This is a genomic window from Halovenus rubra (genome assembly GCF_026586665.1).
Lineage (GTDB): Archaea > Halobacteriota > Halobacteria > Halobacteriales > Haloarculaceae > Halovenus > Halovenus rubra.
In genome coordinates, this window is sequence record NZ_JAODIY010000009.1 from 435,223 (window position 1) to 447,368 (window position 12,146).

At 53.7% G+C, this 12,146-nt stretch carries 12 protein-coding genes and 1 other RNA gene; 4 read left to right on the top strand and 9 right to left on the bottom strand.

From position 1 onward, the window contains the following. Window positions 1–11: 11 nt before the first annotated feature. Window positions 12–923, bottom strand: a complete 912-nt coding sequence (locus tag N5098_RS08985; protein WP_267637464.1) for a cation diffusion facilitator family transporter — start codon at window positions 921–923, stop codon at window positions 12–14. 167 nt (window positions 924–1,090) lie between these two features. On the opposite strand from N5098_RS08985, the gene N5098_RS08990 reads away from it, so the two are divergent. Next, complete coding sequence (locus N5098_RS08990) at window positions 1,091–2,146, top strand: S66 family peptidase (RefSeq protein ID WP_267637465.1); 1,056 nt, start codon at window positions 1,091–1,093, stop codon at window positions 2,144–2,146. Between the two features lie 9 nt (window positions 2,147–2,155). On the opposite strand, the gene N5098_RS08995 is transcribed toward N5098_RS08990, so the two are convergent. Further along, window positions 2,156–3,361 (bottom strand): trans-sulfuration enzyme family protein, encoded by a 1,206-nt coding sequence (locus N5098_RS08995; protein ID WP_267637466.1) that lies wholly within the window; start codon window positions 3,359–3,361, stop codon window positions 2,156–2,158. A gap of 487 nt (window positions 3,362–3,848) precedes the next feature. On the opposite strand from N5098_RS08995, the gene N5098_RS09000 reads away from it, so the two are divergent. From N5098_RS09000 to radB, 3 genes are all read left to right on the top strand, one after another. Next, window positions 3,849–4,382: a GNAT family N-acetyltransferase gene (locus tag N5098_RS09000; RefSeq protein WP_267637468.1), complete on the top strand. Its 534-nt coding sequence runs from the start codon at window positions 3,849–3,851 to the stop codon at window positions 4,380–4,382. Window positions 4,383–4,596: 214 nt separating this feature from the next. Continuing rightward, an RNA gene (gene rnpB, locus N5098_RS09005) (RNase P RNA component) lies at window positions 4,597–4,969 on the top strand. A 99-nt stretch (window positions 4,970–5,068) separates the two neighbouring features. Continuing rightward, window positions 5,069–5,755 carry a DNA repair and recombination protein RadB gene (radB, locus tag N5098_RS09010; RefSeq protein WP_267637469.1) on the top strand — a complete coding sequence of 229 codons (687 nt, stop codon included), beginning with the start codon at window positions 5,069–5,071 and terminating at the stop codon, window positions 5,753–5,755. A gap of 19 nt (window positions 5,756–5,774) precedes the next feature. Here the strand turns inward: radB and phoU are convergent, their stop codons facing one another. The 7 genes from phoU to N5098_RS09045 form a co-directional block, all read right to left on the bottom strand. Then, complete coding sequence (phoU, locus tag N5098_RS09015; protein ID WP_267637470.1) at window positions 5,775–6,449, bottom strand: phosphate signaling complex protein PhoU; 675 nt, start codon at window positions 6,447–6,449, stop codon at window positions 5,775–5,777. 83 nt (window positions 6,450–6,532) lie between these two features. Beyond that, the gene (locus tag N5098_RS09020; RefSeq protein ID WP_267637471.1) at window positions 6,533–7,015 is read right to left on the bottom strand and encodes an SRPBCC family protein; all 483 of its coding nucleotides are present in this window, start codon (window positions 7,013–7,015) and stop codon (window positions 6,533–6,535) included. 72 nt (window positions 7,016–7,087) lie between these two features. Then, window positions 7,088–8,344: a Glu/Leu/Phe/Val family dehydrogenase gene (locus N5098_RS09025; RefSeq protein WP_267637472.1), complete on the bottom strand. Its 1,257-nt coding sequence runs from the start codon at window positions 8,342–8,344 to the stop codon at window positions 7,088–7,090. A gap of 92 nt (window positions 8,345–8,436) precedes the next feature. Next, window positions 8,437–9,294 carry an HpcH/HpaI aldolase/citrate lyase family protein gene (locus tag N5098_RS09030; RefSeq protein ID WP_267637473.1) on the bottom strand — a complete coding sequence of 286 codons (858 nt, stop codon included), beginning with the start codon at window positions 9,292–9,294 and terminating at the stop codon, window positions 8,437–8,439. A gap of 71 nt (window positions 9,295–9,365) precedes the next feature. Continuing rightward, complete coding sequence (gene mce, locus N5098_RS09035) at window positions 9,366–9,752, bottom strand: methylmalonyl-CoA epimerase (RefSeq protein WP_267637537.1); 387 nt, start codon at window positions 9,750–9,752, stop codon at window positions 9,366–9,368. Window positions 9,753–9,769: 17 nt separating this feature from the next. Beyond that, complete coding sequence (locus N5098_RS09040; protein WP_267637474.1) at window positions 9,770–11,452, bottom strand: acyl-CoA mutase large subunit family protein; 1,683 nt, start codon at window positions 11,450–11,452, stop codon at window positions 9,770–9,772. Window positions 11,453–11,554: 102 nt separating this feature from the next. After that, complete coding sequence (locus N5098_RS09045; RefSeq protein ID WP_267637475.1) at window positions 11,555–12,136, bottom strand: GNAT family N-acetyltransferase; 582 nt, start codon at window positions 12,134–12,136, stop codon at window positions 11,555–11,557. Between the last annotated feature and the right edge of the window lie 10 nt (window positions 12,137–12,146).

Genomic DNA, 12,146 nt, shown 5'->3' on the forward strand with positions numbered 1-12,146 from the left:
AGACGGGGGGATCAGTTCTCTCCCGGCGGTTCACTTGCGTCTTTCCACTCTCCAAGCCCACCAGGGTCGAGATGGAGATGAGCATCTCCAACATCTTCGATACTCTCGACAGATTGGACGAGAGTGCTCTCGATATCGTGGGCTTCTCTCAGCGTGAGATGGCCGTCGACTTCGATGTGGGCCTCGACTTCCAACATCGGCCCGTCGTAGAACACTGCGAGGTCGTGAACGCCGTGTGTTTTCGGGTGAGTGATTATCCTCTGGCGAATCTCGTCTCTTCGTGCTTCAGGGGCCGCCTCCCCAGCAAGGTACGACAGATTTTCGCGGCCGATTTCGACGCCTTGGTAAATAACGAGCACGCTGACCGCCAGTCCGGCTACCGCATCGAACACCGGGTAACCCAGCGCGATTCCGACGACACCGACGACCGCTGCCACTGTCGTATACATATCGTTGAGACAGTCGACAGCAAGCGCCTTGAGAGCTGTTGACCCTACGCCATCATTCATTCGTATCGTATACCAGTAGACTAGATACATATCCACCATCGAGAACAAAAGCGCCCCGAGAAGGAGGTAACTGAACTCAACGTGGCCACCGTCTAAAAGCCCCTGGCCGGATTCATAGAGTAGGTTCGCTCCGAGTACTACGATAACAGCCCCGACAAACAGTGCCGTCAGCGGTTCGATTCTGGCGTGGCCGTGGGGATGGTCAGCATCGGCACTCTCGAAGCGGCTGTCACCCCAGGCTAACACGACAATGCTGGCAACCAAGTCACCAAGGGAATGAGCAGCGTCTGCCAGTAATGCAACACTCCCGAACAGAAATCCAGCGATTCCTTCAGCGACAATCTTGGCGAGGTTACCGAGGACATTTGCCCACGAAGCAAGAACAAACCGGCGACGCTCCGTGGCGGTTTCCATACCGACCATTGCGCGACACTGTTCTTGAACATTGGCATTAGGGACGTCGAATTTCTTTCTTTCAGACACCACAAGCCGGTGTGAGATGAACTGAGATTGTTGTCTTTCGTGTGAGCGAGAGTCATACCCACAAAACAGTTAACTGGAATCTGCGGAAACAGTCTGCCATGATCGAGTTTGTTACGCCGCCAAAATTGCATTCGGGGGAACAGCTTGCAATTATTGCCCCATCGAGCGGTGGTGCTGCAGAGGCACCACATATTTTGGAGCTGGGCAAAGAGCGCCTCGAATCGCGGTTTGGAATCGATGTCACGGTTCATCCGACTGCCAGACAGTCAGATAGTTACCTACGAGAGCATCCAAAAGCGCGCGCCGCGGCGATTCACGAGGTCTTCAAGGACTCAGATATTGGGGCAGTGATGGCGACAATCGGTGGAGATGACCAACTTCGTGTTCTGGATTATTTGGACCCGGAGATACTGCGCTCGAATCCAACGCGGTTTTTCGGCCTCAGCGACAACACGAATCTCTCGCTGTATCTCTGGAACTGCGGGATTGTCTCGTACAACGGTCTCTCTGTGCTGAGCGACATTGCAACGCCTGGCCCGTTCCCGGAGTACACCGAGCAGTATCTCGAACGGGCGCTTTTTGAGGAATCACTCGGTGAACTCGAAGCCTCCGATTATTGGTTCGACATGACTGAGGGCTGGGACCAGTCGAAAGCAAAGTTCAGCAGCGCCGAACCCGAGTATCATGAAAACAAGGGGTGGCGGTGGGCCGGAGCCGAGGACGCTGTGACTGGTCGGCTCTGGGGTGGTTGCCTCGCAATCGTCCGGTGGCACCTGATGAGCGACCGATATCTCCAAGATCCGGAGCGACTCGATGGTGCAGTACTCGCACTAGAAACTGCCGAGACACTTCCTGATGCCGACAGAGTACGATGGTTTTTGATGGCGATGGGTGAACGTGGCCTGCTACAGCGATTCGACGGGGTAATGGTTGGTCGCCCGGCAACTGAAGCCTGGTTCAACCGCCGAGACGAGAGTGACCGAAAGCGGTTCCGGCAGGAACAACGCGAGGCAATTCTATCACAGGTAAACCGGTATAACCCGAATGCGACAGTCGTCTTAGATGTGGATTTCGGACACACCAATCCAGGGGTTGCAATTCCAATCGGAGGGAAAGTCACTCTCGAACCGGGCAAGCGAATTGTGTTCAAATAATGTGACGACTCAGGGGGTCGTCGCGGTTTCGAGTGCCTGGAAACCACGTTCGAAATCGTCTTTCAGGTCCCTGATGTCCTCGATACCGACAGAGATACGCAACAAGGAGTCAGTAATACCTAGTTCAGCACGACGCTTTTCGCCGAGGGGTTCGTGTGTCATAGTTGCCGGGTGGTTGACCAGTGTTTCGACGCCACCGAGGCTGACCGCGAGGTTCATTGTCTCAATCGTGTTGAGGAACCGTTGAGCCGCCTCGATATCACCGGTCAGCTCAAACGAGAGGACGCCGCTGTATCCATCCATTTGCTCGCTGGCCAACTCGGACTGTGGGTGGCTCTCAAGGCCAGGATAGTACACATCTGTAACACAGTCATGGTCGTCGAGATACTGCGCGAGTTCCATCGTGTTTTCTTGATGCTGGCGCATCCGAACCCCCATTGTTTTTAGGCCCCGTGAGAGGAGATACGCATCAAACGGCGGCATCTGGTTACCCAGTCCGACCTGTTGGTTGAACTCGATAGATTCGGCCATATGTGGGTCATCAGTGACGAGTGCCCCACCGACGCCGTCGCTGTGTCCGTTCATGTACTTTGTTGTGCTGTGGGCCACAACGTCAGCACCGAGTTCGAGCGGTTTCTGAAAGTACGGTGTTGCAAACGTGTTATCGACACCAAGAATGGCATCATTCTCGGCTGCAATCTGACTGATTGCTCCGATATCACAGAGATGAATCATCGGATTTGTCGGTGTTTCCATCCAGAGAAGGCTTGTATCGTCGGTGATAGCCTCAGCAACGTGCGCTGGCTCTCTGGCATCAACGAATGTGACGTCGAATCCGAGACGTGCCTCAAACAACTGCTCTAGCATCCGGCGCGTGCCTGCATAGAGGTCGTCGAAAGCAATGATATGGTCACCCTCTTCGACTACCGCAAATATCGCAGTTGCTATTGCCGCCGTCCCAGATGCGAATGCGAACCCCATTTCGCCGTTTTCGAGGTCGGCAAGTTGTTTCTCAACGGCATGGCGCGTCGGGTTAGAAAGCCTCCCGTACAAAAATTCGCCTGCGTCCGGGTCGACATCCTCCAGACTCATTTCTGGGTCTATTCCGGGCATCCTGTACGTCGACGAGAGATGAATCGGCGTCACCACATCCCCCTGCTCCCAATCACTGTATTCTTCGACAGCTCTCGTATCGAACCGTTCACCTGAAGCCATATATAGTGGTACATACCACCAAAGTAAATAAATTACCACTCAGCGTTCATTTTCTGCCACGAGATTATACACAAAGGTTATAGAACGAGAGAAACCGACGAATAAACACGGTTGACAGTATTGTATGATTTCTCAAAATATATAAACAATTATATCTTTCATGATGGGAACAGTACAGGGAAGATGTCTGTTGTCTTGATACTTATCAAGAAAGTAGAAATTACGGCTCGAAGCGAGAACACCATCTGAGAGACCGAACAGCACAGTTATGACCCATTACTGATTAGTATTCGAGATGGAATTCGCGGTTACACCAACTGAAACCACCAATATTATGACAGTAAGGACTATGTTTGCCGTGTAATCTCTGTCTCTGGCAGAATCAGTCGCACACACCACCGGATGACGGCACGTATCCCTGTTTTGAAGGCCGGGTGTTAGGCCTGTTCAGAATAATCTTTATTTCAACGCCACGCCGAGAGGGGGCATGTATATTCGTCGCGTTCGAAACGAGGCGGAGTCGATGCGTCGATTCGTCGAGGAGTTGTGGTTGCCATACCAGCATGACCTTGAAAAATCAGTCGAGTCACATGAGATGGCCGAGGAGATTGATGTCGATGAAATTGTTGAGTTTCGCACTGACTGGTTTGACGACCCGACAAAACGACTCTGGGTCGCACTCGATGGTGTCGATAATCCAACTGGAGCAATCACTGATATCGATGCGACGTTCGCTGGCTTTCTGGGTACATCGCTCCAGACACCAGCTTCAAAGTTCGAAACGGCAGACAAGCTCATTCTTGGAAATTTCTACGTTGACCCTGACTACCGCGGCACTGCTCTTGCGGACGACCTGGTTGCCCGTGGGGTCCAGCAAGCGTACGAAGACGGTGCTGAAGAACTCACGTTGCAGGTCCACGCCGACAACGACCGCGCGCTTGCCTACTACGAGAAACTCGGCTTCGACGTTGCTCGATACAAGATGGAACTTCCGCTCGAAGAGATACAACTCGATGTGTAACGTGATCTCGACAGATACTGATGGCTGTAAGTACGTGAAGATTCGAACTTGGTATTTTCTAACAGCGAGGCTCTTGCCTGGCGAATCAGGAACTAGCGATTCAAAGAATTACAGCCACCAGTATGAACACCAATCCACTCTACTGTTGGATACGTCCCTTGTATTTTCACATAACACCGAACGCCTTACTTAGCTTGGGCAGATAGATTGGACTGGCAGAGGGAGATCGGTTCCCGTGTCCCGGCTCGTGGTTTCCACGCAAGGGACATGAGGAAAGTCCCCCCACCCTCAGGGCAGGTGACCGAGTGCAAACTCGGGGCGGGAGACCACCGGCTCTGGAACAGAAACGAGACCACTCACCTTGACCGATGAAGTGTGCGAACCCGGCGCGAGTTGGGTCACAGACCCGAAAGCAACGGGAAGTTAACCCACAGAGGGCTACAGGCAATTGTGCCTGCTGACGGGTGAGAACGGATGGAACGGCGAACCCTCACTGGTGCAAGTCCGGACCACAAGGTAGCCCTGAGATTGGTTCGGACGCGAAGCTGAATACCGAGAGAACAGAAGGGGGCTTACTCCCCTCAGCCACTCTTATTATGCTGAGTGTCATCCATCAGTTGCTTTACGCGGGTTGCGTGGTTACTGAATACGAGAACTTAACTGAGAAGCTGCCCCAATCTTTACCAGTGACCGAGCCAGTTCCGACCGGCTGTGACGGTATCGACGATCTGCTTGGCGGCGGTTTCAAACGCAAGGCAGTAACACAGGTGTACGGCTCACCAGCAGCGGGAAAGACGAACGTGATACTCTCGGCAGCAGTCCAGACCGCAGCCAACGGGAACACTGCATTGCTCATCGACACCGAAGGGCTCTCTATCGATAGACTTGAGCAGATTGCGGCAGCACATCCCGATGCCGAGGTCGAGGATGTAGCCTCTCGTATCATCATCTCGGAGGTGTACGACTTCGAAGAGCAACGCGAAGCAGTCGAAGATGTCTCCGAATTCGCCTCACAGGTCTCGTTTGTCGCAGTGGACAGCGCGACCGGCTTCTACCGTCTCCAGCGGACCGAACAGGAGGACGGTGAAGCGCTTCGCGATGTTGCGCGACAGGTTACTCATCTCCTTTCGTTGGCCCGCAAACACGAGTTTGCTGTGGGCGTGACAAATCAAGTGTACACTGACCCAGAAACTGATAAATCGAGCGCGCTTGGAGGACATACGCTGAACCACTGGTCTGCGGTCGTCCTCAGACTCGACAGATTCCGTGGTGGCAACCGCCGTGCGACGCTCGAAAAACACGACTCGAAGGCTGCGGGGAATACGTCGAAGTTCCAGATAACCGAAGGGGGTCTCGAAGCAACCGACCGCTAAGCAACCAGAATGGGGACACTCAATACAGCAGTTCGTCGTCTGATTCGACCATATACAACGTCCGGGCCGCAATGTTTACAGCGTGGTCACCGACACGTTCAAGATCTCTAATTGTGAGCAACAGCCGATGAACGTCCTGCATAAGTGCTTTTGTTTTCTCCTCGGTTTCGACGCTTTCACGTTCGATGAGGTCACGTGCAACTAGCTCCGACGCACCTTCACACATCTCATCTACCTCGTCGTCATGGTCGGAGATATTGTAACAGTTCTCGATATCCTCTTGCCCGTATCCTTCCATTGCGGTTTTGACCATCTCGATGACAGCTTCACCAATGGCCTGTATGTCGACATCTGGGGCAAGGTTCTTTTTTGCTTCGAGCGTATAATCTCCAAGGTTCGTTGCCAAGTCGGCAATCCGTTCCAGGTCTGTGATAATCTTGAATGACGCCGCAATGAATCGCAGATCGCCTGCAACGGGCTGTTGAAGTGCAATGAGGTCCGTACACTCTTTTTCGAGTTCGAGATAGAGTTCGTTTACTTCATGGTCACCGTCGATAACATTCCAGGCCAACTCTTCGTCTTTCTGTTCGAGTGCAGAAAGCCCCATTTGGAGACGGTCAAGCACCAGCTCGCTCATATAGAGAACATCTTCACGGAGTTGATTTAGCTCGTCTTGATACTCTTCACGTGGCATGCGTAGGGGTGAACGGCGGTGAAGTATGTACTTTATGCTCCTGTCGATACCAAATAGTCAAATCTGTTTGGCTAATCCGTATTTTACTCCTCGAGAAGTAATCGAGTGCGCTTGTGACGGTATCGGAACATCGGTTCGAACCCAACGAAAGCCAGCGGACCGAATACTCGATCAAGCGGCCCGAGGGGTAATTCGTATTCGATGTGGTCCCGAATTAGTGTCCCACCGTCATCGGCATAGAATAGATGCGTATGCGTCCATTCCCTGAATGGTCCATCAGACATCGTATCACGAAAGAAGCCAGCACCTTCGGAACGGTTTCGGTCGTCGATTACCGAGGTCCACTGCTGTCGCGGGCCGACTCCGAGCGGACGAACTGCTGCATCGATACTTGAGCCTTCTTCGAGTTGTTCAGGGTTCAGCTCTCCGTCCGGACCAGTAACCGATTCCACCTCCATCCCCATCCAGTCCGGGGTCAGTTCTTCCAGTCCCTTCTCAGTTGAATGAAACGCCCAGACATCCTCAAAGGAAGCGGCCACACGAACGCTTCGCTCGTAGGTGTGCATACAAAGCGTAGGAGCCGACGAGTCAACATTCTTCTGCCCTACCCGGAGAGACACCAGAGACTATCCCGGCATTCAGGGCCAGTGTCCGCCTTTCTCCATTGCGTCGACAACACGTTGAATAGCAACGATATACATCGCCTCGCGGTATGTCCGGACATCGAAGTTCTCGAAGGCATCAACCATCTCACCGAACGCATCGACGACATGGTTCTCAAGTTCGTCGTTTACGCGTCCCTCACTCCAATAGAACTGCTGGCGGTTCTGGACCCACTCGAAATACGATACCGTGACACCCCCAGCATTGGCGAGGATATCTGGAATGACGATAGTCTCGCGCCCGGCCAGTACCTCGTCGGCCCCAGCAGTTAGTGGCCCGTTCGCTGCTTCAACAATAACATCTGCCGAGACGCCTTTGGCAATTTTCCCGGTAATCGCATTTTCTAGGGCGGCAGGAACAAGCAGGTCTACATCCATCGTCAGCAATGCCTCATTAGACATCTCCTCGGTTGTATCGGGGTATTCCGATACGGAGCCTGTTTCTTTCTTGTGATTTTTCACGTCGCGTGTGTCGAACCCATCTGAGTTGTGTATCGCTCCGGAGGAATCGGAGACGGCAACCACGCGTGCGCCAGCGTCATCTAATAGTTTCGCAGCGACACTCCCAGCGTTACCATATCCTTGAACTGCGACCGTGGCATCTTCGAGCCGATGGTCGAGATACTTGAACGCCTCGCGTGCTGCAAGCATCACCGACCGACCCGTTGCCTCAACGCGACCCCGACTCCCCCCGCTTTCGAGGCCTTTTCCGGTTACAACGCCCGGTTCTGTCGTTCCTTCCAGCGTCTCATAGGTGTCTTTTATCCAGTTCATTTCACGCTGTCCGGTGTTTACATCCGGTGCTGGAATATCTCGGTCAACGCCAATAATCGGGCGAATTGCTGTCGCGTAGGCTCTGGTGATGCGTTCGACTTCGGCGTCTGAGTACTCTGCTGGGTCGAACGAAATCCCACCTTTGCCGCCACCGTATGGAACATTTATTGCCGCACATTTGAATGTCATCCAGCCAGACAGTGCTTTCACCTCGTCGGCATCGACTTGCGGATGGTATCTAATTCCGCCTTTGAACGGACCACGGTCGTCGTTGAACTGTGACCGAAATGACTGGAACGTCTTCAGTGAGCCATCCGTAAGCTCGACCGTTAAATTCGACTCCTGTACCCGTTGTGGAGATATCAAATATTCGATAACACCTTCGTCGAGGCCAAGTGTTTCTGCGGCTCTTCTAACCTGTGTCTGAAAGTTTTCCAACGGACCTGAGTTATCCGACATAACTGGTCGTTTGTAGAGAGTATTTAAAAAACCATACGTGAGTTCGTAACAAGCGGGCACTTCGATTAACCGTCCGTCCCACGAAATGAGATCTATTCTGTGTCCTCTATCACACCTGCTGCACTGGCACGGTCAAGAACGTCTCGTGCTTGTGCGATGAGCGGTGCGTCTATCATTTCACCATCGACAGAAAAGACGCCGCGTCCATCTTTGTCGGCCTGTTGTTTCGCGTTGAGGATACTCTGTGCCCATTCGACGCGGTCTTCATCAGGTGTGAACGCGTCATTGATGACTGGGACCTGTGCTGGATGAATTGCCATCTTCCCGTCGAAGCCAAGGTCCACTGCAAAGTTCGTGTCTGTTGTTAGTCCTTCAGTGTCCTCGAAGTCGGTGTGTAATGTGTCGATAGCGTCGATGTTCTCACTGCTTGCAGCTAGGACAACCTGCTGTCGTGCATGAAGGATTTCGGTCCCGTCTGTGCTCCGAGTCAACCCCACGTCTGCCGAAAGGTCTTCAGCTCCAAGTAGGAGTGCATCTACGGCATCGACAGCGCTGATTTCGGGAGCAGACAGAACTCCCGTTGCAGTTTCGAGTAGTGCAAGAATTGGGAGCTCAGTCCCGTCGGCATCCACTCTATCCACGAGTCGTGAAACAGCCGCCCCAGATGAGACTTTGGGGAGCATGAGGCTGTCTACCGCCGAAAGCGCCGAGCCAAGCACCTCCAAGTCTTGTCTCCCACCATCTGCAAGTGGATTGAGACGGACGCATAACTCACAGTTTGCATCGAGTTCGGAGACGACAGCGGCGACTGTCTCACGTGCCTCGGCTTTCGCTGTCGGTGCGACAGCATCTTCCAAATCGAAGACGACCACATCGGCGCCCGAATCGGGTGCGTTTCTGAGCAGACTGGGCTGGTCACCGGGAGAAAACAGCACTGTTCGTCGGACCATACCAAATTATGCACCGAGTGGCCTGTTAGGCGTTTTGGGACGTGAGACACCACAAAAAGGAGTTGTATCAATCAGTGCTCGACGAACTCTAAAAGGATACCGCCAGTCGACTGTGGATGCATGAATGCGACATCGTGGCCCCACGCTCCCTGTCGGGGCTGTTCATCGATGAGGTCCACTCCACACTCAACAGCAGTCTCTAGTGCCGCCTCGATATCGTCAGTAGCTACGGCGACGTGGTGGATGCCGGGGCCGTTGCTCTCAAGATATCGAGAAAGTGTCCCGCCTGATTCGGACGGCTCAAGCAACTCGAAATAGCTGTTTCCAAACTCCAGAAAGCAGACGTCCATTCCATCGAACACCTCCGTATGCGCCAGTGAACAGCCAAAGAGATCGACATACAGGTTACCGAGTGTATCGAGGTCGTCAGTCGCGATACCGACGTGGTCTACTGTCATGCCAACGTGTCTGTCTGTCATAGGGCAGCCCCCGGTTGATACTCGCCAAACACGTCTCGGAGCTTGTGACAGACTTCACCTGTCGTGGCGTATGCTTTTACCGCGTCGACGATGTACGGCATCAGGTTTTCATCGCTCTGGGCGGCGTCTTCTAGAGCTGCAAGTTTCTTCTCAACCTGCGCGCCATCGCGTTCTTTCTTGACAGATTCTAGCCGGTCAATCTGTTTGCGCTGTTCGGCGTCTGAAACCTCTTCGATGTCAACGTGTTCCTCCTCCTCGACGGTGAATTCGTTGACACCAACAATGACGCGCTCACCGTCCTCGATTTCTTGCTGGCGCTCGAAGGCAGTATCTTGGATCTGTCGCTGGACCCATTGGTTCTCGATTGCTTTGCGCATCCCGCCGCGGTCGTCGACCCGGTCAAGCAGGTCGAATGCTTCCGATTCAAGTTCGTCCGTCAGTGACTCCACGTAGTAACTCCCCGCAAGTGGGTCAATTGTGTCTGCAGCGCCGGATTCATGTGCAAGAATCTGCTGTGTTCGCAGGGCTGTCCGGACGGACTGCTCGGTCGGAATCGAGAGAGCTTCGTCTTTGCCGTTCGTGTGTAGGCTTTGGGTTCCCCCAAGAACGGCAGCAAGGGCCTGATAGGCCACCCTGACGATGTTGTTCTCGACTTGTTGTGCTGTCAGCGTCGAACCGGCCGTCTGCGTGTGGAACTTGAGTTGTTTTGATTTGGGGTTCTCCGTGTCGAACCGCTCTTCCATAATCTTCGCCCACATCCGTCTGGCGGCACGGAACTTGGCAGCCTCCTCGAAAATATTGTTGTGGGCATTGAAAAAGAACGAAAGTTGTGGCGCAAACGAGTCCACATCCAGACCCGCCTCGATAGCCGTCTCGACGTACTCGATGCCGTTGCCGAGTGTGAACGCGAGTTCTTGTGCCGCCGTCGAGCCGGCCTCCCGAATGTGGTAGCCTGAAATCGAGATTGTGTTAAATTTTGGCGTCTCTTGGGCACAGAAATCAAAGATGTCTGTGATGATCCGCATTGATGGTTCTGGCGGATAAATATAGGTGTTCCGAGCGATATACTCCTTGAGAATATCGTTTTGGATAGTTCCACGTAGCTCCGAGCGGTCGACGCCTTGTTGGTCACCTACCGCGATATACATCGCGAGCAAGACACTTGCAGGCGCGTTGATAGTCATGCTCGTGCTGACCTCATCGAGCGGGATACCGTCGAACACAGTTTCCATATCCCGCAACGAGTCGATTGCCACCCCTGCTTTCCCAACCTCGCCGGAGGCCATATCATCGTCGGAGTCGTACCCCATCTGTGTCGGGAGGTCAAACGCCATCGAAAGCCCCGTCTGTCCTTCGTCGAGTAGGTACTGGAACCGTTCGTTGGTCTCTACTGATGTGCCCATGCCGGCGTATTGACGCATCGTCCACAGCCGTCCGCGGTAGCCGGTCGAGTAGACACCGCGCGTATATGGTTCCTCGCCGGGGAAACCAAGGTCTTCCTCGTATTCGTGATTAGCTGTGTCGGCAGGCGTGTAAAGCCGGTCGACAGGCTGGCCGCCGGTATCGGTTTCGAACGTGTCTTTGCGCTCACCGAACCGGTCGAGGACGGGCTCGACCTCGTCTCGTTCCCAGTCCTCTCTGGCCGACTGTATCTCATCGAGTTCGTCGGCGTCGAACATATCTTTTGAGTCGGCTCCGGTGACCCTTAACAGTTGAGTGTTTCTCCCGAAAAAGAGAACCAATCAAGCTCCTCGGAAAACACGCTACGTGTCGCGACGGCGCTATCCTGTATCGTATTTGTATGTCGCCTCATCTGGGTCGATACCGAAATCCTCGGGTCCTTCTTCAGGCTCTTGTTCAGATTCGTCTTCGGGGCGTGCTTTCTTGAACGCTTCACGGAGCTGTCGGGGCATGCGAAACCGTGCAGTTTCGATACGCATTGGCGTTGCCTCCGGGTCGAGGCTTTCCTGTTTTTGCTCCAGGCGACGCTGGAGCACGTCTGGAAGTTTGGCCGGCTCAATTGGCTCAAAGCCAAACTGTGCAAGGTAGTCAGTTGCACCGCTGAGTGCGAACACGACCTCGAAATCCTTGTCTGCTGCCGTCTTGACCAGACGTTCGACAACGTGAGCACCGACGCCCTGCTCGCGCCACTCCATAACAACACCGATGCTCGTCAGCTCACAGACCTCCCCGTCGTCGGGCTTGTGAATGCGAATCCGACCAAAGCCAGCTCGCTCGTTGTCATATTCGTCCATCGCGATGACATAATCACGGGACCGAAACGCTGTCTCATCCAAGCCCATCGCTTCGATATGGTCGAGTAGCCAGGCTTCATCTCGATTTTTCGCGTCCCGAACGTACATACAAACTGTT

Bases quoted from the DNA above. Each gene is read 5' to 3' on its own strand.
- mce (WP_267637537.1), bottom strand. From the start codon at position 9,752: ATGACAGTAGACCACGTCGGTATCGCGACTGACGACCTCGATACACTC.
- N5098_RS09045 (WP_267637475.1), bottom strand. From the start codon at position 12,136: ATGTACGTTCGGGACGCGAAAAATCGAGATGAAGCCTGGCTACTCGAC.
- N5098_RS08990 (WP_267637465.1), top strand. From the start codon at position 1,091: ATGATCGAGTTTGTTACGCCGCCAAAATTGCATTCGGGGGAACAGCTT.
- phoU (WP_267637470.1), bottom strand. From the start codon at position 6,449: ATGCCACGTGAAGAGTATCAAGACGAGCTAAATCAACTCCGTGAAGAT.
- N5098_RS09025 (WP_267637472.1), bottom strand. From the start codon at position 8,344: ATGTCGGATAACTCAGGTCCGTTGGAAAACTTTCAGACACAGGTTAGA.
- N5098_RS09020 (WP_267637471.1), bottom strand. From the start codon at position 7,015: ATGCACACCTACGAGCGAAGCGTTCGTGTGGCCGCTTCCTTTGAGGAT.
- N5098_RS09030 (WP_267637473.1), bottom strand. From the start codon at position 9,294: ATGGTCCGACGAACAGTGCTGTTTTCTCCCGGTGACCAGCCCAGTCTG.
- N5098_RS08985 (WP_267637464.1), bottom strand. From the start codon at position 923: ATGGAAACCGCCACGGAGCGTCGCCGGTTTGTTCTTGCTTCGTGGGCA.
- N5098_RS09040 (WP_267637474.1), bottom strand. From the start codon at position 11,452: ATGTTCGACGCCGACGAACTCGATGAGATACAGTCGGCCAGAGAGGAC.
- N5098_RS09000 (WP_267637468.1), top strand. From the start codon at position 3,849: ATGTATATTCGTCGCGTTCGAAACGAGGCGGAGTCGATGCGTCGATTC.
- N5098_RS08995 (WP_267637466.1), bottom strand. From the start codon at position 3,361: ATGGCTTCAGGTGAACGGTTCGATACGAGAGCTGTCGAAGAATACAGT.